This window comes from Brevibacillus sp. HB1.3, assembly GCF_013186635.1.
In the GTDB taxonomy this organism is placed as follows: Bacteria; Bacillota; Bacilli; order Brevibacillales; family Brevibacillaceae; genus Brevibacillus; species Brevibacillus brevis_D.
Genome location: NZ_JABMIT010000005.1, coordinates 333,431 through 355,147 on the forward strand (window position 1 = coordinate 333,431; position 21,717 = coordinate 355,147).

Genomic DNA, 21,717 nt, shown 5'->3' on the forward strand with positions numbered 1-21,717 from the left:
CTTAGTTCGGACTTAATGAAATTCACCTGTAGTAGTAAATTTGCCGGTTAGGGCATCAATTTCTCGGTGGTCTTGAGATATGGCTGTTCTGTACACCAAAATGGGTTGATAACTTGGGTTATCCGACAAAATATCGGTATCCGGTGTGAGATATTGCAGCTCCAGTGGACGCACTTTCAAGTATTCCTTTACCGCCTGCTCATGTGATACAGCCTTTTTGGGGTCAGGCAGAATGAGAGGTTCCCAAGATACATCCGTCATACGCAGACTTATCACCTCTCCCGTGATACGGTCTATTCTGATAGAAATCTCATCATCCAGAACGGGAATCCCTTCGTGCACATTTACAAACCTGAAGCCCTGCTCAGCGCCTCTCTGTCGAAACTCTGCTGTTCCAATCGGCATCACTTCTTTTACATGCTTGGGTCCGTACTTTTCCAGCGCAGCAATAGCTAGTTTCATCGATTCTTCTGGCGTTAGCCATTTTTTTCCATTTGGATCTTCTTCAGGGTATTCTCTTTCTTTCTTTTTCTTGTCAACCATACCGTAGCTCATGAATCGTCCTGTTTCTTCCTCCGTTATAATGATAGCCTCAAAGTCTTTATTGATTTCAAGTATATATTCCTTACCTTTCGTATCTTCAGAAATGCCTTCTTTTATTTTTTCAGCTTTGCTCTCGATCCCGAAAGCAGCGAACATAGCTGCTGCTTCCTCTGTCGTCTTTACGGTTACTTCCTTACCGACAGGATTCACTCTGACAATGGGGTTATAGGCACTCCCCGAACCTTCATAAACACTCCCCGAACCCTCATCATCAGGAACTTCCATGCCTGTTTTGGCATCGATAAATTCCGAGAATTCCGATTTGTAGCGTAAGGTAGGAGAGCCATACAAGTATTCCTTCGTTTTCTCGTTCCATCCCTCTACTGGCTGTTTCAAATAAAAGAGCTTCAGGTGTTTGGCGAAGGCTTTTTCAGCCTGATCCTTGGATATGGCTTCCTTAGGATCAGCAAACTTCAAATCTTCGAGGGCTGGTGCATCATCGCCCCCGAGATTATATAAGCCTGACCCTTTCGATATGACTTCCCCCTTGCTGTTTACGGTTAGACGAACATTGATATTCAGATACGGAAGTCCGTTTACCAGTTTTGTAAAATAGGCCTCGTTGTCCCTTGAATAGTTAGGGTTATAGGCAAAGCCACCCATATCTGCACCGTACCATTGCTTCATAAAATCTGTTGCTTTGCTGACTACCTTGTCATGCTCAATCTCCGGTCTGCCTTCTTCGGGAAATTCCTCCTCGTAGTGAAAAGTATCGGGATTCCCTTGTTTATCCAAACTGAATTCAAAAGACGGCTTCTTCTTCTCCTTGGACGTTTGCAAGATGACGGTTATACGATTCGTTCCATCCTTTTTTTCTAAAATCTCAAGCGTACTGTAAGAAAAATCGGTTAAATATGGCAGCCTTTCCTTTACCTTTTGGATTGCAAGCTCTACCTTCACTTTCCATTCAGGTGTAAGCTCCTTTGCCTTGCTCTCCTCCGCCAGCACTTGACCATTATTTGTCAGATAGATTGGCGTAGTAGCAAGTAGAGTAGCAGTTGTTACCGAAAAAATCACTTTATTCAGCTTTTTCATCATTTACATCCTCCCGTATTTTTTTCAACATGAATTAATCGTAAGAAATAGCAAAAGGTTACAAAAAATACAAAATAAAAAAAGGCTGTTGAACGTTTTCCCACTTGGTCAGGACATTTTCCGGACTCCCTTCCTTGGTCGCCAGCTTCATCAGCCAGTTTTCTGAGAAAAGGGACTTGACCTTCTGCTTGCGATGCTGGTCAATCGCGTCAAATCCTCGGCATCATTCTGGTTGCCGGTAAAATGGAGCAGAAGGAGCAGAAAGTAGTAAACGTCTTGATAGTGAGTATGATAGATCGCGCTAATCCGCTGCTCGATATCCTCCTGCACGGGTTAGCCTCCTGTCTTAGTACGGACTGTAATGAATTTCACCTGTAGTAGTAAATTTACCGGTTAGGGCATCAATTTCTCGGTGGTCGAGAGATATGGCTGTTCTGTACACCAGAATGGGTTGATAGTTTCGGTTATCCGACTCAATATCGACATTTGATGTGAAATATTGCAGCTCCAGTGGACGCACTTTCAAGTATTCCTTTAGCGCCTGCTCATGTGATACAGCCTTTTTGGGGTCAGGCAGAATGAGTGGTTCCCAAGATACATCCTCCATATGCAGACCTACCACCTCTCCCGTGATACGGTCTATTCTGATAAAAATCTTATCATCCAGAACGGGAATCCCTTCGTGCACATTTACAAACTTGAAGCCCAGCGCAGCGCCTCTCTGTTGAAACTCTGCTGTCCCAATCGGCATTACTTCTTTTAAATGCTTGGGTCCGTACTTTTCCAGCGCAGCAATAGCTAGTTTCATCGATTCTTCTGGCGTTATCCATTTCTTTCTATTTGGATCTTCTTTAGGGAATTTTATTTCTTTCTTTCTCTTGTCAACCACACGGTAGCTCATGAATCGTCCTGTTTCTTCCTCCGTTTCAATTTCAGCATCAAAGTCTTTATTGATTTCATGTGTATATTTCTTACCTTTCGTATCTTCAGAAATGCCTTCATTTATTTTTTCAGCTTTGCTCTCGATCCCAAAAGCAGCGAACATAGCTGCTGCTTCCTCTGTCGTCTTTACGGTTACTTCCTTACCGACAGGATTCACTTTGACAATGGGATTATATGCACTCCCCGAACCGTCATAAGCAGGAACTTCCTCGCCTGTTTTGGCATCGATAAATTCCGAGAATTCCGATTTGTAGCGTAAGGTAGGAGGGCCATACAAGTTTTTCTTCGTTTTCTCGTCCCATCTCTCTACTGGCTGTTTCAAATAAAAGAGCTTCAGGTGTTTGGCGAAGGCTTTTTCAGCCTGATTCTTGGATATGGCTTCCTTAGGGTCAGCAAAGTTCATATTTTCCAAGGCGGGTGCATCGTCTCCAAGATTATATTTATGTAAACCTGATCCTTTCGAAATAATTTCTCCTTTGCTGTTTACGGTTAGACGAACATTGATATTCAGATAGGGAAGTCCGTTTACCAGTTTTGTAAAATGGGCCTCGTTGTCCCTTGAATAATTAGGGTTATAGGCAAAGCCGCCCATATCTGGACCATACCATTGCTTCATAAAATCTGTTGTTTTACTGACTACCTTGTCATGCTCAATCTTCGGCCTTCCTTCTTCGGGAAATTCCTCGTCGTAGCTAAACCCCTTGGGATTCCCTTGTTTATCCAAGCTGAATTCAAAAGACGGTTTCTTCTTCTCCTTGGACGTTTGCAAGATGATGATTATACGATTCGTTCCATCATCATTTTCTAAAATCTCAAGCGTACTGTAAGAAAAATCGGCTAAATATGGAAGCCTTTCCTTTACCTTTTGGATTGCAAGCTCTACCTTCACTTTCCATTCAGGTGCGAGCTCCTTTGCCTTGCTCTCCTCCGCCAGCACTTGACCATTATTCGTCAGATAGATTGGCGTAGTAGCAAGTAGAGTTGCAGTTGTTAGAGAAAAAATCACTTTATTCAGCTTTTTCATCATTTACATCCTCCCGTATTTTTTCAATGTTAATTAATCGCAAGAAATAGCAAAAGGTTACAAAAAATACAAAATAAAAAAAGGCTGTTGAATCAATTATCAACAGTCTTTTTATTTTGCATGACAGGGAAAGATACGTTTTTCCACCCCTTCTTCAATCGAATAGGGAAAAAGTGTTTATCCCCATCACTCCGAGGACAGGATAATAGTAACTTCCCATGCTATTGTCCTCAAAGGAGTTGAAAACAAAATGTCTCGTCACTGGTATCGGCAGCTTCGTTATCCAATCATCGCTCTGGCTGTGACATTAACGCTACTTTGGACACATCATCACCATCGCCTGCCCGCTTCGTACGCGATCGCCACACGGACACATACCGTTACGATTTCTAGCGCTGGCTTTTTGCCCAATCAATTGACTGCACACGAAGGAGAGCGAGTCTCGTTGATGATCGTCAACACCGATACTCGCCCTCACAATCTATCCATTCGTGATCTGAACCTTACATCCACAGAATTGAAGCCGACTCAATCGACTCTCTTACAGTTTTCAGCCGCCAAACGTGGTCGGTATCATTTCGTATCAGACGCACCTGGCTATCCGGAAACAGGCTTCCAAGGCATGCTCGTCATTGACTAGCTTGCACTTCTTCGTCTGGTGAGATTTGCTTCCACCGTCCGAATTTTATCATGAGCAGAGGAATGATCCCGATCGCGGTGATGATTCCAAAAAACAAATAAATGGCGAGCACCGAAAACGAATCTTTGATCCACCCTGCTACCAAATTGCAAAACATCGAACCAAGCCCGCCTCCCACTGAAAAGAAGATGGCCAGCGCCGTCACCTGAAGGGATGCGGGCGTATTTTCGCGCACAAATTGGGCTGCCGTTGCCAAATAAAAGCCTACTGAAATTCCCTGCACAAAGAACATCGTAATCACGGCAGTCGTACTTGGAGCGGAGCTATACCAAAACCAGCGCATCGCGCAAAAAATCGCTGATAGAAGTAACGTCAACTCCAGTCCCCACCTGCGGACCATATAACCCGCCAGCTTCATAAAAGGAGCCTCACTGCCTGCAAACAACAAGAAGGCCAGACCGATCCCGGCAATGGTCCCTCCGATATCCTGATAAAACAGGGAAAACCAAATATTATTGGCGTTCACAGAGCCCATCATGCAGAACGATGAAATCAAAAACAACGCAAATCGCGGAATTCGTGCCAAATCCCTTATCCCCGCAAGCATACTGACGCGAAACCGCGAAGCCTCTGTCACTTCTTCCGGAACCTTCCGAAGAAACAGAATAGCAATCAGAAACGCCAAGCAAAACGAGTAAAAAAGAACATGTGGCCCCCACTGCTCAACGAGAAGACCCGTGATGAATGCCGCTAGTGCAAAGCCGATTGCTCCCCACAAGCGAATGTCGCCGAACTGAATGCCATGTCCCTTGGCATAGCCAAGAGCCAAGCTATCAGAGATGGGAACAACGGCACTTTGAAAAAACGACAACAATATGTAGAGCAAAAAGACGTAGACAAAGGTGGAGACACCCGTAAAGAGGAGTCCCACCAACCCGGTGATGATCAATGTCAGAATCAGCACAGTTTTGCGAATTTGATAGCGATCACAGATCATCCCCCACATCGGCTGTGCCACGATGGAAACGATCGGCGCGACTGCACTGATAAGACCAATTTGGGTCCCAGTTAGATGGATGGATTCGTAGTATTGCGTAATAAGCGGAGCAAAAGCGCCAAACCCGTAGTAAATAAAAAGATAAAGGGCGCAAAGACTTACGTATCTGCCTTTTGCGCCCCCCAGCCCGAAACCGGAAAGTGATTCTGGCATATAACTCTCCTATTTTAAGGTTCATTAACCGTGTAAGAAAACATAACACAGAGTATGCCTACATGATTTATTTTACCGTTGGCAATATTTTCGCCATGTTGACAGTCCGTTTTTTCTCCCATGTAGCCGGGTTGAACTCATCGAACTGCTCCAGGAAGGTGATGACTTCCTTCGTCAATGGAGTCGGCGTCGAAGCGCCAGAAGTAACTGCCACATTTTTCTTTCCACGCAGCCATTCAATGTCCAGCTCAGACAAATCAGCGATACGATACGACGGAACATCCGCGATTTCTTCTGAGACCTGTGCCAAACGATTGGAGTTGTTGCTGCGCGGATCGCCTACGACGATGCACAAATCTGCCTCTCCTACTTGCTCCGCTACAGCTTCCTGACGAACCTGCGTAGCGAGACAAATTTCATTATGCACTTCCACGCCAGGAAAACGCTTAAGAATGGCGTCCATCAGATGTTTGACGTCCCATTGACTCATGGTCGTCTGGTTCGTAACGATCAGCTTGTCTGTTGGCAGATCGAGTGCGTCCAGCTCTTCCAGCTTTTGAACCAAATGCACGTGATCCGGCGCGATCCCCATTGCGCCCTCTGGCTCAGGATGTCCTTTTTTCCCAATGTAGAGCACATGATAGCCTTCCGCTACTTTTTCACGGATCAAATCATGTGTCTTCGTTACATCTGGGCAAGTCGCGTCGACAACGGTCAAGCCTTTATCGCGCGCTTTCTTGCGCACCTCAGGAGACACGCCATGGGCAGTGAAGATTACCGTTCCCTCCTGAACCTGATCCAAGAGAGCCAGCCGATCCTCTCCATCCAATGTTTTTATCCCTTGTTTTTCAAACGCCTCGACGACGTGAGCATTGTGTACGATCATGCCCAAAATATGAATCGGGCGGGGCAAGTCAAAGTTTTGCGCTGTTCGCAGTGCCAATACCATGGCATCTACCACACCGTAGCAATATCCACGGGGGGAAATCTTGATGACTTCCATCTTTACCCCTCCTACTTTTTATAATGCGTAAGCGAAAGACATTTCACCCAATATTATACCTTATTTGTCTCCTGCACGCTTCTGTTCGTAAACCTTCAGATTATTGTAGACAACTTTTAAAAGCGGTGTGGACACGCCTTTTTGTTCTGCTCGCTCCAAGAGGTAGCCTTGAAGATGATCCGCCTCCACCGGAAGACCTTTTTCCATATCGCGCAGCATGGATGATTTCGTTTGAGGACGCTGATTTTGGAAAGTCTCCATTTGTTTGTCAACGATATCCGGCTTGATTGGTGCCTCCAAAGCGTTCATGACAGAAGCGATTTCGTCTGCAAGCTGACGTGTCAGCTCTACACCCCAAGCCGATTCCCGAATCGGTCCAACAGCGGAGTTCATCAGTGTGGTAATACCGGAAAACGTCGCAATAAACAAGTATTTGTGCCAGGCTTCCCGTTGAATATTTGTACTAGCACGCATCGTTCCGTTGATCTTGGAAAAAGCTTGCTCCATTCGCTCTACACGCTCACTTTTGCCGCCTTCCCACTCACCGAAAACCGCATCATGAATAGGACTTGTCTGCACAACATCGCCATCAGCATTCAGCGTCGTTTCAATGAAACAAAGACCCCCGAGCACGCGCTCCCGCCCAAAGCGATCCCACAACACTTCCATATGCGCAATTCCGTTCAGCAGCGGAATGACGACTGTGTCCTCGCCTACGTACGGAGCGATGGCATCCACGCTTTCTTCCAGCGTGTAAGCTTTGTTGGATAACAGCACAACATCAAATGGTCCTGCTTCCTCCCCTGCTTGAATCAGTTGTGGCTGCTCCAAAAGTAAATCTCCATGGATACTCTGAATGCGCAAGCCTCGCTCCTGTAACTGTTTGTACCTACGCTCGCGCACAAGAAACGTTACATCTACTCCCGATTCAACCAGCCTGCCACCAAAATAACCGCCAATGCCCCCTGCTCCCAGTACGAGAACCTTCATCTATACCGCCTCCGCGTTTATAAGTCTTGGTTTGTCTACATTTTATTAGAAAGTAACCATTTTCTAAACCCCACAATATAATGTTAGAAAACCTCACAACAAACGTAAGAAAACCTCTTGACGAACAATGATAACTGTCGATATAATTCAGAATATAGAAACCGAGTAAAAACCGAACATTGATAGTTAATTCATAATTTTAATTCGTGAATGGAGTGAATCTTGTTGGATATGAAAACAGTCCTGTCCACAATTGACGCGGAAAAAGTGGAATATGTAGATTTTCGCATCGTTGACCTGCTCGGCCGCCAACACCATGTCACCGTTCCTGCCTACGCAGTAGATGAAGGAACATTCCGCAATGGCGTCGCATTTGACGGCTCCAGTCTAATCGGCTACAAGTCCATTGAAGAAAGCGACATGGTAGCCATGCCCGATCCGGCAACCGCCTTCATCGATCCTTTCGTAGAAGCCAAAACCATGAATATCATCTGCAACATCGTCAACCCAGACAACACCGTCTACACACGCGATCCTCGCGGCATTGCCCTCAAGGCGGAAGCCTATCTACAACAATCCGGCCTCGCTACCGCTGCTTACTTTGGCCCTGAATCCGAATTCTTCCTCTTTGACAACGTACGCTATGCCTCTGGTCCGTCCGGTTCCTTCTTCCACATCGATTCAGAAGAAGCTTTCTGGAACACGGGTAAAGAAGGACAAAACCTCGGCTACAAGGTACGCAACAAGGGCGGATACTTCCCTGTTCAACCAACCGACTCCCAAATGGATATCCGCAATGAAATGTGCACGCTGATGACGAAATGCGGCCTGCATGTTGAGCGTCATCACCATGAGGTGGCAACAGCCGGTCAAGGTGAGATCAATTTCCGCTTTGATACATTAACTCGTACAGCAGACAATTTATTGCTGTTCAAATACATCGTGCGCAATGTAGCTGCCAAACACGGCAAAACGGCTACTTTCATGCCAAAACCAATCGTTGGAGACAACGGATCTGGCATGCACGTTCACCAAAGCTTGTTTAACGGTGATACCCCATTGTTTTATGAGCAAGGCGGCTACGCAAACCTGAGTGAGACTGCGCTGCACTACATTGGTGGTATTTTGCACCACGCCCCTGCGTTGATTGCCCTGACTAACCCGAGCACCAACTCGTTCAAGCGACTGGTTCCCGGCTACGAAGCACCAGTGAATCTGGTCTTCTCCAAAGGAAATCGCTCCGCTGCCGTTCGAATTCCGATTGCTGCCGTTACGCCAAAAGCGTCCCGCATTGAGTTCCGTACACCGGACTCTACCGCTAACCCGTACTTGGCTTTTGCCGCCATGCTGATGGCTGGCCTCGATGGCATCAAACGCAAGCTCAACCCGCGTGAACTGGGCTTTGGGCCAATGGATAAAAACATCTACGACTTGTCCGATGCGGAAAAGCACGAGATCAAGAGCGCTCCCGCCTCTCTCGCAGAAGCACTGGTCGCACTTGAACAAGACCATGATTTCTTGCTCGAAGGGAATGTTTTCACAAAAGAAGTAATAGAAGGCTGGATTGCACAAAAACGGGGTGAGATTGAACAAGTCGAGCGGACAGTGAATCCAAAAGAGTATGAGCTGTATTACGACCTATAAACAAAGAAACAGCCCTTCTCTGATGAGGAGGGCTTTCACTTTGTCCCGAATAAAATGCTGTTTCCATTCACAAATTAAAGTTGTACTGTGAAAAAAACAGATGATCGGATGAACATAGACAATGGTGAATCGAACGATAACCCTCTTGCTCATTTGTTTTGCTGCCATTCTTTTCTTAACCGTTAGCTTTCCTATAGAAATTGAAATCGGTCAAAAAATTGTTTACGCCGAGCATTCGTTACCAATCATTAGCGACCAAGGGATTTTTACGATTGAGGTTTATCCCAGGAAACACAAGTTAATTGTCAAAAAGCATGGGAAAACAGTAAAAACGTATCCCGTTGCCGTTGGTAATCCTTCTACACCTACACCAGTTGGAGAATACAAAGTCATATACAAAGGAAAAGATTGGGGACCCTCATTCGGTCCACGATGGTTAGGCTTAAACGTCCCTTGGGGAATTTATGGCATCCACGGCACAAACAAGCCATATTCCATCGGACAGCATTTGAGCCATGGTTGTATCCGCATGCGAAACAACGACGTCATCGAACTGTTCAAGATGATTCCACTCGGAACAAAAGTAACGATTTATGGTCATGTATTAGGGGACCCGAGCCACGATCCTAGAGATCTAGCCGAGGGCGACGTTGGTGGAGATGTACAGCTCATTCAATCTCGATTGAAGAGCGCTGGTTATTATCACGGAGTATGCGATGGCAAGTTTCGATCCTCGACAACTGCTGCTCTAAAGAAATTTCAACGGGATCGAAAATTAATACCAAACGGTGTCGTGTCCAGCAAGGTTTACCAAGAGCTGGGATTGCTGGAATAGATCTAAACAAACTTCATGATCCACTACATGAACCTTCTAAACATACTTCCAAGCCCATTTGCTCCTTGGAACGTTCTGAATACCTCGTTTGCTATGCGTACACCATTTAAAATGGTACCCATATCAAGGTTTAGATTGGAAGAAACCCTTGGCGGTCGAGACTCTTTTCTCGTCCTACGGCTTGTTTTTGCCCACTCTTGATAATACTGACCAAGGGATTCAGGATTTTTTTGCAGCTTTCTGACCGAAACCTTATTTGACTTGAGCCAGTCAGAGAACTCTGGGGTAAAACCATTGATTTTTCTAGCCAATTTTCATCCTCACCTCCATTCGTAAATGAATAATGCAAAGGGATTGTATGTCCCTTTGCATTACTTTGTTACCCTAACAATCACAACCGACAATTACCAACAAAATGAAAAGGACCAGGATCAGAGCAAAGTCATCGAAGCCATCAAAGAAACCCATTCTGTCTCCCCCTTTCCTTAGACACACTACTCTATGCGCTTTTCTCATGATTTGCCTGTACACTCACCTAATAGCAAAAGGACGCAAGCATTTGCCTACGCCCTTTTTCGTTCTATTGCAGTCCGATTTGCGATTTTACTTGCAGAATTCCGGCCCGGAAAGAATAACACCCTGACAATTCTCGACACAAAAAGAGCCTCGTACAAGGCTCCCTTTGCGTTGTCATTACTCTTTTACATAAAGCTGGTACATCTCGGTTTCTTCATCAGTTGCTTTTGCGATTCGAAAAGCTTCTTCCACGCTTTTCTTGTTTTGAATTACCTCGTAGAAAAAGCGCAGGGCGAACATCAGCGCAGAACTTCCGTCCGGGTAATCATCTGGCCCTATATACGTATGGCAACCACTGTCCAGAAAGGCCTTCGCTAATTCGGGATCACCAAGCGAGCATCCGTTACCTAACACGATTTTTCCATCCAGCTTGGCAAAACGTCTAACCTCGTCAGGACCAAAATCACCCTTTGGTTCTCCTTCCTCGTAAACGTCCTCGCCCAGCTCTGGCATGATGAGGCTTCCCTCATCGCCATGAAAATTCAGAATAATCATGTCGGTATTTGGGTAGAGGTCGCTGCCATTCAATACATCGATCAAATCGCTTGGTCGACCAATCCAGTACGTAAAGACTCGAGCTCCAAAATACTCAAGTGTATTTCGGATTGCTTGGCTATCCTGGTCCGTATCCGGACCGACTACTAGGGCAACATTCATTTCAGGTTTACTCATTGTGATATTCCTCCATTTGGTTGTAAGTGGTTTTTATTTATGGGTAAACAAAACCATTTACGTGGAGGGGGTCGGGCCAACTGGTGAATGGCAAGACGTTACTTCTTGGTCATCATAATATAGGTAAACTCCTCTTCAATTGGAAAATTTTAAAATTTAAAGCAGTATATCACTCAGAACCTATAATGTAAAGGTTTTCCATCTACCAAAAACCTACTTCTTGATTGGCTCTTCCGGCCACCCTGGACCACCAAAATCATAGGACATCGGTCCATTGCTCTTCTCGGACTGGAACTTACCTGTTCTAACATCCAAAAAGTCTATTCTTACCCGATTGTGTGTGCTAATGACCGTGATGATCATCACATTGCGAATTCTGTTGTCTTTTTCCAAACGCTCTACTAGAATATGCTGATCGTATGAGATAATTTCGGGCTCTGGTGGCTTCAAGTTGTATTTCTTTTCAAGTCTCTCGATTGTTTCCTTATCTATGCCTTCGATTTTTCTCTCGGGATCCTGCAGTCCATACTGTGAAACTAATGCTGCGTCTGTCTGGCCATCCTTTTTCAAAACATGCTCGTACCCTTTTGCTACGATATACACTTGGACATCGGGATGCTTTTCGAGATCTTCCACCATGAATCGCTCCACGAATGTATGTGCCTCGCGCTCGATCAGCTCATTCTGAATGACCGCCAAAGGCTCTCCCCAAGTACCAGAAGAACTAGTCACAAGCAGCAAGCAAAGAAGCCATGTCAAAGTTTATTCCACCTCCTGTTTTGCAGCGATTACGCAAACCCTTTTTTGATTTTGGACTTGATGTCACGATACAGCTCTCCGTATGTAATTGCATGCTCGATATGCGAATAGGAAAGCACAGAATCGCCATCCTTGCTCTCGCAGCACGCAAAGAACAGGCTCTCCATCAGATTGTGATTTTCGATGGAATTGGTAATATGGACGCACTCCTCAATCGAATCATGAGCGTCATGCTTGTAAAAAAGAAACGTTCCTTCTTTGAACGCCCCTTTTTTGTTGGCGTCTTTCCAGATGAGCATGCCCAAGGTAATAAAGTACCCTTCCTGGAAGCGGATGACGCCTGTAATGACCGAATTAATCGTAGTCGGAATGATTGCAATCGAGTCATTGAGCTGATTGACGTATTCATATAACACTTTATTGGATTCTCGAAGATCAGCGATTGGTACATGAAGAAGCTGCTTGTCTCTTAATTTTTCTACGAGTTGCTGAACGCATAGCGTCTTATTCAAAGTTGAAATCACAACCTCATCACTTCTCCCATTGTAAGTAAGTGCCTTCTTTACGTTATTCGTGATGAATGGACATATCCCTACAAGATTCGTACAAATCTTCTTACCTTTCCAGCGAAAATCATTTTTTACCATATTTTATTTTTTTCACCACAACTAACCAAACAAACAAGCGTATAAACTATCAGATTGGTTTAGGGGGTTACGGTTGTGAAACTCGCGGAAGCGTTAATCATTCGTGCCGATTGTCAAAAGCGAATCGAACAGTTGGGGGACCGCTTGCACCGCAGCGCAAAGGTCCAGGAAGGTGAACAGCCTCCAGAAAATCCTGACGATCTCTTATCTGAGCTGTATCAGTTGTTTGACCAGCTCGAGCGTATTGTTCAGCAAATCAATCGAACCAATGCGTCTTGCCGCTTTAACGAAACAATGACGCTCTCCGATGCGTTAACCAAACGTGATGTTCTCGGTTCAAAACGCAATGAGCTAGCCGACCTAATCCAGGCAGCTACAGTCAAGCATGATCGCTACAGCCGTTCGGAGGTCAAGATTTGCTCGACTGTTAATATTGCCCAGTTGCAAAAGCAAGTCGACGAGCTGTCCAAGCAGTACCGGGAACTGGATGCAAGCATTCAACAATTCAACTGGTTAACGGAGCTGCAAGAAACCTGACGCAAGAGACATGGAAGTCGGTAGTCTGTCGGCAAAAGGCGAACACGTCCCCATTCAACAGGGTTAATGTTGAAAACTCATTGGTCGGGTCGAGGGGCAACCTTGAGGGTTCAAATCCCTCTCTCACATAAAACGCCCAGTAATGTGACATGAGTAATGCGTACTTGGTATTGTAACTACCGTGTGTTGATTTTGTCTGACAGACGAGGGTGGGTACGGGGATCATTCCATGTAAAAAAGCCCTCCGCGCCTCTATGTGGCGAGAAGGGCTTCTTGGCGCAAATTTACGCCTTTCCTTTTAGGTAATCATCCTTTATTCTCTTTTCCTGTTCAGCGGTGGTCATGTCTTTCTCCAACACTTGATACATCAGTTCATCCTTCACTTGGCGAGGGATTCCTTTTTCCTGATGATTCGGGACAGATGAACTTGAGACAGAGTCATGTTCCATACTGCGTACCTCCATGGCTTTTTGGGGTTAGCTTACCCGAAAGCGCCCACTCCATTCACCACACCCGCTGAACACTGAGCATTTTTCTCAGCTCGTCGACCGAACGTGGAATATTTCCGCCCAACTCTCGCTTCCACTGCTCAGGCAGTGCCTCCCACACATCAACGAGCAACGGCATACCCAGATGAAGGCTTTCCAGCATGTCTCTGTTTTCCAATGCCTCCTGCGGATCTCCTGCGAACACAAGCCTGCCTTCATCCATGATGCAAATCCACTCGGCCCATTCAAACGCAATATCCATATCGTGAGTTGCCATCAAAACAGTCGTTCCTTGCCGGTGAATGGCATCGAGCTCCCTCAGCAAATTTTTGGTCTGATAGCGATCCAGATACGCAGTAGGCTCGTCCAATAGCAAAAGCTCTGGCTCCATGACCATGACCCCTGCGAGTGCCAGTCGTCGTTTTTGTCCCAGGCTCAAATGATGAATCGGAACTTCTGCCAGCTCTTTTAACCCGAATGCATCCAGCACCTTTTCTACTTTGGCCCGGATTACGTCCACAGGCAGCTTCTGATTGCATAAACCGTAAGATATATCTTCCGCGACTGTGCTTGCGATCAACTGATGCTCGGGATCTTGAAAGACCAAGCCAACCTTTTGCGTCATCTCTTGCAATGCGGCCCGTTTGTAGACAAGCGGTTTCCCCTTCCACAGCACCTGTCCCTGCTGTGGCTCGATGATCCCGTTTCCATGCAAGAACAGGGTCGACTTCCCACAGCCATTCCGCCCCAAAAGAACACATTTTTTCCCCTCTGGAATCCATAAGGACAGCCCTGACAGGACTGGTTCCCGCCCTCCCGGATACGTGTACTGCAAATCGATGAACTCCAACAATCGTGATGTCATAACCGCCAACCTCCTGTCCACCACTCAAGCAGCACCAGCAGTATACAGCCTGCGATTGCTTCCCACTCATAGCGGCGCGAGCGGGCATGGGTATGAAACGAAAGCACCTGCATGCTCTCCCCGAAGCCTCTTGCCGCCATTCCTTTGTGCAGCGCTTCGTATTTACGCATCGCTCTGACAAACAATTGCGCAACGAGAACCCCTGCATCCCGAAGTGTCGCCCGGAAGCCGCGATGACCTCCGCGCGAACGTTGGGCAATCCAGAGCTGGTGAGAAATCGTTACCAACACAAAAATAAACCGATACATGATCATTAATAAGTCAGTCACAAGAACAGGCATATGAAGCCGGCGAAGCACCTGCAAGATTTCGGCAAACGGCACGGTAAACAAAAGGAAAGCAAAGCAAGATAAGCTCGCCATGGTCCGCCAAAATAAGATCCAAACTTTACTGAAAGAGGACATCGGCACATAGAGCACATACGAACCGAATTCCCATGCTGCCGCAACCTGGACCTGAACTCCTCCTGCTCTCGCCCCTTCAATTAATAGAGCAGGGAGCCCCGCCGCGAAAAACGAGAGTGACACGATCATAAAGGCACAGTAGATACGGACAGGAATACGAGCATACACCACTACCCATACCGTCATCCAAACCACGACCGCCATCTGCATCCATACATGTCCCACCAGGACGAGCAGTAGCATTGCACTCGCCAGCAATAGCTTATGAGCTGGCGGCAGATGTTTTAGCCTGTTTTGATAAGAGAGAGAATCAAGCTGCAACCCGTTCATTTTTTCCGTTTATCCAACCGACCTTTGTACAAGCCCACGGCGTAGCCAACCACTCCCGCTCCCAACGCCGCCTGCACCGCAAACAATAGACTCTCCGTCTCTCCCCCTGGCGGTTCTATCAGCGGTTGAAACCAAGGTTCGTAGTTCGGAGCGATTTCCTTGATCGCTTCCTCTGCCACGCCGTCTGCGCCGCCAAATTCCGAGTCTTGCACCAGCAATAGCGGGACAGTAGCCAGTACGATTACCCCCAAGAGTAAAAGCCAGTTCCATCCTTTTTTCACAGCGATTCCTCCCGTTTGAGCAAACGAAGCTGTGTAAGCTCTTTTGCGTTATAAGATAACAACCAGTTCCAAACAAGAACGGTCAACAGACCTTCACTAATAGCGAGCGGTACTTGCGTGAACGCAAAAATTCCTGCGAATTTGGCAAATGAGGCCAACACTCCGCCAGATTCAGCTGGAAATGCGAGTGCCAGTTGAAGCGAAGTCACCACATAGGTAGCGAGATCAGCCAAAGCCGCCGCCGCAAAAACCGCCAGACGCTGACTTCCGGCCACTTTCATAATCAACCGATAGATTCCGTATGCCACCATGGGTCCTACCACTGCCATGGATACAGCATTTGCCCCTAGTGTAGTCAAACCTCCATGCGCCAAAAGCAAGGCTTGAAACAAGAGCACCATACTCCCTAACACAGACATCGCAAAAGGCCCAAACATAATCGCGCCAAGGCCCGTTCCAGTCGGGTGAGAGCTGCTGCCTGTAACCGAAGGGATTTTCAGTGCAGATAAAACAAATGCAAATGCTCCTGCAACGCCAATAAGGAGCTTCATCTCGGGATGTTCTTTTACAATCTTGTTAATCGAGCGAATCCCAAGAATAAAGAATGGCAAGAACACAGCCCACCAAAATAAGGCCCAGGATAATGGCAAATACCCTTCCATGATGTGCATCGCATGTCCTGTCTCAGGTTCATTGAGCAAAAAATACAAGACAAAGCCCGCGATCATCAAACAAGTAGATACGAGACGAGATCGATTCATGTTTATCCTCCTTCACTGACTTTCATTCTTTCCTCCAAACAAAAAAATCCCATCCATCAGTGGACGAGATGTGCACACAAAACAACAGACTGATTAGACAGCCTCATTGCCTCGTATTCACCGCTCCTTTCCGCGAAGGTTCTGTGGGTGTGGCTACTAGGTAGGTCTCCTGGCTTCCAGATCTATGCGCTCCTTGTCCTTCCCCATACGAAGATGAGTGGTTTCCTTCTCAAAGAGAGCTCCCTGGTTACAGTGGCGGGACCGCTCGGGACTTTCACCCGATTCCCTGTTACCCTTTATGTGTCACATAAAGGCACCTAACGCCGACTATATACAATTGACTGACAATTCATGTTTGTCCCACATCATTATACCGGATCACTACATAAATCGGAAGAATATAAGCGAAAACGCATAAGTAGATGACCCACTACAAACGGAACCATCTACCTATGCGTACTTTGTTCTATCTATTCTTTTGCGTCTACGCCAATTACTTCACTAATATGTTTAAAACCATCTCGTTGCATGAGCTTGAGCAGTTTTTTGTTGATTTGCTTGGCAATACCTGGGCCCTGATAAATCATCCCCGTGTACACCTGAACAAGACTGGCTCCTGCCCGGATTTTCGCGTAGGCGTCTTCCCCATTATAAATACCGCCGACACCGATGATTGGTACCTTGTCTCCTACTTCTTGATAAATCTCCTTCACCCAAGCTGTGGAACGCTCTGTAAGAGGTCTTCCGCTCAGTCCGCCCGCTTCCTCAGCAAATCGATGTCCGGAAACGGCCTCGCGTGACAGTGTCGTATTGGTAGCAATAATTCCGGAAATGCCTTCTTCTACAGCAGCATGAACAACATCGCGCATGTGCTCATCCGACATGTCTGGCGCTACTTTTAGCAAAATCGGCTTTTTCTTGATGGAACGCCCTTCCATTTCAGTTGCCTTTTCTTTTACTGCACGCACTAAATGACGCAAGCTCTCCGTTTCCTGCAAGTCACGAAGATTCGGGGTATTCGGAGAGCTGATGTTAATCACGAAATAGTGACCGTATGCATAGAGCATGTCCATACATTTGCTATAATCGACGGCCGCTTCTTCATTCGGCGTTACTTTGTTTTTCCCAATGTTAATCCCAATCGGAACATCTGAGTATGCGTAATCGACCAAATGCTGGGAAGCCAGATACGCACCGTGATTGTTGAAGCCCATCCGGTTAATGACAGCTTGATGTTCCGGCAATCGGAACAATCGGGGCTTTGGATTGCCTGGCTGCCCCTGCGGCGTCAATGTCCCGATTTCCACAAACCCAAAACCAAGAGCACCCAACGCATGATAGACTTCTGCATTTTTATCAAAACCCGCTGCAAGTCCGACTGGATTCGGAAACGTCATTCCCCACAGCTTGTTCTCCAACCGCTGGTCTTTTACCTGATAGATCATCTTCAGGATGCTTTTGCCTGGAGCAGAATCCTCCACCAGCCTTAAGGCACCAATTGTCTTTTCATGAATCTCTTCCGCATCTTGCTGGAACAGATATTTTCTTATGAGCTGATACATCGGCTGCACTCCTTACTCCGTTTCTACCTTTTTACCTCATAGTAGAATACCATACTTTTTCGGGAGGATGTAACCTTTATACGTGATACATATTTCCAAGTAAGCAGGCAAATCCTAACAGCACCACCACGCACAGGGGGATTAGTCTTTCATGAAAGTGGACGGAAAAATCGGGATTGGTCAAGCCATTATGGTGATGATGCTGACGATCGGCATTACGAACCACGTAACCGTCATTCCCCTCTTATTGAGTAAAGCCGGAAGAGATGCTTGGTTGAGCGTGTTGGTTGCTGGTATTCCTTTTTCCTTGTGGGTGTATTTATTGTTTGTGATCAATCGAACAATAAAACAACAAGCCTTGTATGAATGGCTTCAGCAGCGAACAGGAAATATTGTCAGCCACCTTTTGCTCACTCCGATCATGATCTGCCTGTATTTGATGGCGTTAACCAATCTGATCGATACCCAGACATGGACTACCGTCAATTATCTGCCTCGAACACCCGAATGGGTGACTGCATTCGCCTTGATGGGCTTATGTGTGCTCGCAGCTATCGGGGGAATAACCTCTGTTGGAATTACAGCAGTAATACTTCTGCCTATCGTCGTGTTGCTTGGATTTTTTGTCGCTTTTGGCAATATTCCCAAAAAGGATTATAGTCTTTTACTACCGCTTTTCCAGAACGGTTATCGTCCTCTGATAATGGGGATGCTCTACTTTGGCGGTGGTATAACCGAGCTGTTTCTGTTGCTATTGCTTCAGCATCACATCCGCAAGCCACTCCGCCTCGTACACTATTTCGTTATGCTCGGCATTACGGTTCTGTTGACACTCAGTCCGTTGACAGGGGCGATTGCAGAATTCGGACCTGTCGAATCTGCCCGTCAACGTTTTCCGGCATTTGAACAATGGCGGCTCCTCACCATTGGAAAAGACATCGAAAATATGGAGTTCTTCTCGATTTTCCAGTGGCTCTCTGGCGCTTTTATTCGAATCACTATCTGCTTGCTGCTTCTGGGGGAGTTACTCACGATCCATACCAGAAAACAGCGCAAATACACGATCCTGTTTCTCGGGGGGAGCATGATCGCCTTTACCAGCCTCCCGTATAGCGACATGCAGTTCGTTTCCTTCCTCACGCACGTATACTATCCGCTTTACTTCGTCCTTATGATCATTGTCACACTCGCACTCATCCTGATTTCCCTGCGCAAACCATCCAGACAGGAGGAGACCCCTTATGACCCTTGAAGAGGAACTGCGGGAAAAATTCGCGCATTGTGCGGACATTATTTTTATGAGCATGGTCACAACCGAGGATCAGCCTGTGTTGATGCTTTATTGTGAAGGGCTTTCAGACATTCGTCAATTACAGGATACAGCATTGCCACAGCTTGAGCGCTTCCTGACTGAGGGGGATTTGCGCTCTCTGCCCCTCATCCCCCTTTTCACGGATTCAGAGCTGTGGATTGAGCGACTTTTTGCTGGAGATTTGCTGATTTTTATTGGTGATACTCCTCCCTTCGCCTGGGATATTTCTAAGCGGCCAGAGCGCGGCACTGAGGAAGCCAATACGGAGATTTCGATCAAAGGTCCCCGGGACGGTTTCGTTGAGGATATTTCCACGAACGTTGCTCTCATTCGCAAGCGTATGCGAACCATTACCCTGGCTTATGAGCCTTTTATTCTCGGAACGCGTTCACGCACAAGAGTCGGCATAATGTATATCACAGACGGGGTATCTGAAGATCTGGTAGAGATGATGCGCGAAAGACTACGCAAATGTACGTCAAAAAAAATTGTGAACAGCGCCATTCTGGAAAAAATGCTGAGCGACAACACTCGTTCGGTGTTTCCCTTGGTTAATTATACGGGACGTCCTGATTTTGCGATCTACATGCTGCTGCAAGGCAAGGTCATCGTGTTGGTAGACGGTTCGCCCTTGTGCATCGTGGCACCTGTAACCTTGCTGGAACTGATCAAAACTCCTGAAGACGATCAATATCCTGTTACCTATGTATGGCTGGAACGCATGCTGCGACTGGGGGGATTTTGGATCGCAATCTTTCTGCCTGGCTTCTGGATTGCACTGTGTGCCTATAATGTAGAGCAATATCCTTTTCAATTGCTCGCTACCGTTACACAGGGCCGAAAAGGGTTACCGTTTTCCGCGCCGATGGAGCTATTTATCATTTTATTTATTTTTGAGTTTCTGCGCGAGGCAGGTGCCCGTCTGCCCAAAAACGTCGGGCAAACACTGGCACTTGTCGGTGCACTGATTATCGGCGATGCCTCCATTCGTGCAGGACTGACATCGCCGTCGATGCTGTTCATCGGCTCCCTTACCGTCGTCGCCTCCTTCACACTGGTCAATCAGGCATTAAGCGGCGCGGTAACAGTTGTGCGTTTTACCGTTTTCTTCCTTGCTGCAACCATCGGCATGTACGGCTTTGTCCTCGGGATGATTGCCATTGTGTACTACTTGTCCACCTTGACCTCGTTTGGCAGATCGTATATTTTGATGGGTTCTTCCAACTCTGTGTCCACGCTGATCAATGTCATGTTTAAGTCCTTGACCAGCTTTTTTCGGACGAGATTTGCGAAAGGTGGCGATAACAAATGAAGGGCATGCGCAACGCTTTTACTGTGCTGCTGTTGGCATCCATTCTTCTTGGGGGTTGCTGGGACCAGAAGTCGATTCAGGACCTTCGCTACTTATCTGCCATGGGCATTGATTTCGTCAACAATGAGTATGTTTTATACGCCCAATCTACCGATCTGTCTACGGTCGCCAAGCAGGAATCATCAACCACCCTGCAAGCACCTCCTGCCACCATTTCGATCGGAAAAGGAAAAACACTTCAATCTGCCTTTGATAACCTGCAAAAAAACGCACAGGTGCCCGTATTTCTAGGTTTTGTATCCTCCCTCGTATTTCATGAGCGTCTCTTGCAAAAGGGCGTTATTACCTCCCATGATATTATGAATCGATACGGTCTGATTCGTTACACCAAATGGGTATTCGGAACACGGGAGCCGATTGACAAAGTATTAAGCTCTCATTCTTTGGTCGGATTTTCTCCATTGGACTCTCTTTTGCATCAGCCAAAGGATGTTTACGAGCAGCGTTCGTTTATCGAGCCGATCCAATTTTTTCGGTTTATCTCGGACTTTTGGGAGCCGTCAAGCACCGTGCTATTGCCAAACATCACGCTGTACAAGCGTTCCTGGAAAGAAAATAACCGTTTTATTTCTCGTCTCTCCATCGATGGCATCCACGCCATTCATCGTGGAAATTGGCAGGGTTACTTTCCCAATCGTGATTTAATGGGGATTCGATGGATGAATCATGATACGAAATTTGCTGGCCTCGTTGTGAGACAAAACAACATTCCCAAAGCAACTATGCGCATCGAGCACGTTCAATTGGACATCATTCCGATTACCACCGGAGAGCATCCTCGTTATCAGGTCAATGTTCGTCTAAAGGGGTTCGTTCGTGAAATGTTGAGTACGGTTACGCCTGCTTTCGTACAAAAAAGCTCCGAAGAACAGGTAGCCGAGCAAATTCGCGGGACATTTCTAAAAGGAGTCAAGGCAGGGGTTGATCTATATAGCTTGGAGGAGAGTTTGTTTAAAAAGGACTACCAGGCTTGGCGAAAATACGAAATACGCAAGCGCAATAAGCTCACACCTGATTCCCTGACCGAAATCCAGGTGAATATGTACTTAAGTGATTCTGGAAAAATGAAGATGGATTCGGTCAAATACCCTGACCCGCTTCGGCCGACTGAATAAATAAAAAAACTGCTTGCCGTAAGCTCGGACAAGCAGTTTCTTCTTTTCTA

The 21,717-nt window shown here is 46.5% G+C and carries 23 protein-coding genes and 1 riboswitch; of the genes, 7 read left to right on the forward strand and 16 right to left on the reverse strand.

Annotated elements, in window-relative coordinates; translation table 11 throughout:
- Positions 1-12: 12 nt before the first annotated feature.
- From HPY31_RS14515 to HPY31_RS14525, 3 genes are all read right to left on the reverse strand, one after another.
- Positions 13-1,641: a YcdB/YcdC domain-containing protein gene (locus HPY31_RS14515; RefSeq protein WP_172141291.1), complete on the reverse strand. Its 1,629-nt coding sequence runs from the start codon at positions 1,639-1,641 to the stop codon at positions 13-15.
- Positions 1,642-1,788: 147 nt separating this feature from the next.
- Entirely contained in the window at positions 1,789-1,968 is a 180-nt protein-coding gene (locus tag HPY31_RS14520; RefSeq protein WP_253901803.1) for a hypothetical protein, read from the reverse strand.
- Between the two features lie 16 nt (positions 1,969-1,984).
- Positions 1,985-3,607, reverse strand: a complete 1,623-nt coding sequence (locus HPY31_RS14525; protein WP_172141292.1) for a hypothetical protein — start codon at positions 3,605-3,607, stop codon at positions 1,985-1,987.
- A 247-nt stretch (positions 3,608-3,854) separates the two neighbouring features.
- Between HPY31_RS14525 and HPY31_RS14530 the strand changes: the two genes are divergently transcribed.
- The gene (locus HPY31_RS14530) at positions 3,855-4,244 is read left to right on the forward strand and encodes a cupredoxin domain-containing protein (protein ID WP_016742915.1); all 390 of its coding nucleotides are present in this window, start codon (positions 3,855-3,857) and stop codon (positions 4,242-4,244) included.
- On the opposite strand, the gene HPY31_RS14535 is transcribed toward HPY31_RS14530, so the two are convergent.
- From HPY31_RS14535 to panE, 3 genes are all read right to left on the reverse strand, one after another.
- Positions 4,234-5,454, reverse strand: coding sequence for an MFS transporter (locus HPY31_RS14535; RefSeq protein ID WP_172141293.1), 1,221 nt, complete (start codon positions 5,452-5,454; stop codon positions 4,234-4,236). The two genes, HPY31_RS14530 and HPY31_RS14535, sit on opposite strands and share 11 nt — an antisense overlap.
- Before the next feature lie 67 nt (positions 5,455-5,521).
- Complete coding sequence (locus tag HPY31_RS14540; protein WP_016742913.1) at positions 5,522-6,457, reverse strand: 4-hydroxy-3-methylbut-2-enyl diphosphate reductase; 936 nt, start codon at positions 6,455-6,457, stop codon at positions 5,522-5,524.
- Positions 6,458-6,517: 60 nt separating this feature from the next.
- Entirely contained in the window at positions 6,518-7,447 is a 930-nt protein-coding gene (gene panE / locus HPY31_RS14545; RefSeq protein ID WP_087343570.1) for a 2-dehydropantoate 2-reductase, read from the reverse strand.
- Positions 7,448-7,672: 225 nt separating this feature from the next.
- Between panE and glnA the strand changes: the two genes are divergently transcribed.
- Together glnA and HPY31_RS14555 are read left to right on the forward strand one after the other, a co-directional pair.
- Positions 7,673-9,091: a type I glutamate--ammonia ligase gene (glnA, locus tag HPY31_RS14550; protein ID WP_142497002.1), complete on the forward strand. Its 1,419-nt coding sequence runs from the start codon at positions 7,673-7,675 to the stop codon at positions 9,089-9,091.
- Positions 9,092-9,212: 121 nt separating this feature from the next.
- The gene (locus HPY31_RS14555; RefSeq protein ID WP_172141294.1) at positions 9,213-9,926 is read left to right on the forward strand and encodes a L,D-transpeptidase family protein; all 714 of its coding nucleotides are present in this window, start codon (positions 9,213-9,215) and stop codon (positions 9,924-9,926) included.
- Positions 9,927-10,310: 384 nt separating this feature from the next.
- On the opposite strand, the gene HPY31_RS29195 is transcribed toward HPY31_RS14555, so the two are convergent.
- The 4 genes from HPY31_RS29195 to HPY31_RS14575 all read right to left on the reverse strand — a co-directional run bounded on the left by HPY31_RS29195 (position 10,311) and on the right by HPY31_RS14575 (position 12,457).
- On the reverse strand, positions 10,311-10,442 hold the full coding sequence (locus HPY31_RS29195) for a YjcZ family sporulation protein (protein ID WP_081437273.1): 132 nt from the start codon (positions 10,440-10,442) through the stop codon (positions 10,311-10,313).
- Between the two features lie 177 nt (positions 10,443-10,619).
- Positions 10,620-11,174 (reverse strand): delta-aminolevulinic acid dehydratase, encoded by a 555-nt coding sequence (locus HPY31_RS14565; RefSeq protein WP_172141295.1) that lies wholly within the window; start codon positions 11,172-11,174, stop codon positions 10,620-10,622.
- Between the two features lie 213 nt (positions 11,175-11,387).
- Positions 11,388-11,933, reverse strand: a complete 546-nt coding sequence (locus HPY31_RS14570; RefSeq protein WP_137032719.1) for a hypothetical protein — start codon at positions 11,931-11,933, stop codon at positions 11,388-11,390.
- A gap of 29 nt (positions 11,934-11,962) precedes the next feature.
- Entirely contained in the window at positions 11,963-12,457 is a 495-nt protein-coding gene (locus HPY31_RS14575; protein WP_087343585.1) for a hypothetical protein, read from the reverse strand.
- Between the two features lie 198 nt (positions 12,458-12,655).
- Between HPY31_RS14575 and HPY31_RS14580 the strand changes: the two genes are divergently transcribed.
- Positions 12,656-13,117 (forward strand): DIP1984 family protein, encoded by a 462-nt coding sequence (locus HPY31_RS14580; protein ID WP_172141296.1) that lies wholly within the window; start codon positions 12,656-12,658, stop codon positions 13,115-13,117.
- 284 nt (positions 13,118-13,401) lie between these two features.
- Here the strand turns inward: HPY31_RS14580 and HPY31_RS14585 are convergent, their stop codons facing one another.
- The 6 genes from HPY31_RS14585 to HPY31_RS14610 all read right to left on the reverse strand — a co-directional run bounded on the left by HPY31_RS14585 (position 13,402) and on the right by HPY31_RS14610 (position 17,868).
- A complete protein-coding gene (locus tag HPY31_RS14585) occupies positions 13,402-13,566 on the reverse strand; it encodes a hypothetical protein (protein WP_172141297.1) in 165 nt (54 codons plus the stop codon).
- A 55-nt stretch (positions 13,567-13,621) separates the two neighbouring features.
- Positions 13,622-14,470: an energy-coupling factor ABC transporter ATP-binding protein gene (locus HPY31_RS14590; protein WP_172141298.1), complete on the reverse strand. Its 849-nt coding sequence runs from the start codon at positions 14,468-14,470 to the stop codon at positions 13,622-13,624.
- On the reverse strand, positions 14,467-15,264 hold the full coding sequence (gene cbiQ, locus HPY31_RS14595) for a cobalt ECF transporter T component CbiQ (RefSeq protein WP_172141299.1): 798 nt from the start codon (positions 15,262-15,264) through the stop codon (positions 14,467-14,469). Before cbiQ ends, HPY31_RS14590 begins: the two co-directional genes overlap by 4 nt.
- The gene (locus HPY31_RS14600; RefSeq protein WP_016742903.1) at positions 15,261-15,545 is read right to left on the reverse strand and encodes an energy-coupling factor ABC transporter substrate-binding protein; all 285 of its coding nucleotides are present in this window, start codon (positions 15,543-15,545) and stop codon (positions 15,261-15,263) included. Before HPY31_RS14600 ends, cbiQ begins: the two co-directional genes overlap by 4 nt.
- Complete coding sequence (locus HPY31_RS14605) at positions 15,542-16,306, reverse strand: energy-coupling factor ABC transporter permease (RefSeq protein ID WP_016742902.1); 765 nt, start codon at positions 16,304-16,306, stop codon at positions 15,542-15,544. Before HPY31_RS14605 ends, HPY31_RS14600 begins: the two co-directional genes overlap by 4 nt.
- 142 nt (positions 16,307-16,448) lie before the next feature.
- Positions 16,449-16,642: riboswitch (cobalamin riboswitch) on the reverse strand.
- Positions 16,643-16,776: 134 nt separating this feature from the next.
- Positions 16,777-17,868, reverse strand: coding sequence for a quinone-dependent dihydroorotate dehydrogenase (locus HPY31_RS14610; RefSeq protein ID WP_015893166.1), 1,092 nt, complete (start codon positions 17,866-17,868; stop codon positions 16,777-16,779).
- A 151-nt stretch (positions 17,869-18,019) separates the two neighbouring features.
- Between HPY31_RS14610 and HPY31_RS14615 the strand changes: the two genes are divergently transcribed.
- The 3 genes from HPY31_RS14615 to HPY31_RS14625 are packed head-to-tail and all read left to right on the forward strand — an operon-like array spanning position 18,020 to position 21,667.
- Positions 18,020-19,120: a GerAB/ArcD/ProY family transporter gene (locus tag HPY31_RS14615; RefSeq protein ID WP_172141300.1), complete on the forward strand. Its 1,101-nt coding sequence runs from the start codon at positions 18,020-18,022 to the stop codon at positions 19,118-19,120.
- Positions 19,110-20,492, forward strand: coding sequence for a spore germination protein (locus HPY31_RS14620; protein WP_172141301.1), 1,383 nt, complete (start codon positions 19,110-19,112; stop codon positions 20,490-20,492). The genes HPY31_RS14615 and HPY31_RS14620 overlap by 11 nt, the downstream gene beginning before the upstream one ends.
- Entirely contained in the window at positions 20,489-21,667 is a 1,179-nt protein-coding gene (locus HPY31_RS14625) for a Ger(x)C family spore germination protein (protein ID WP_172141302.1), read from the forward strand. Before HPY31_RS14620 ends, HPY31_RS14625 begins: the two co-directional genes overlap by 4 nt.
- Positions 21,668-21,717: the final 50 nt, after the last annotated feature.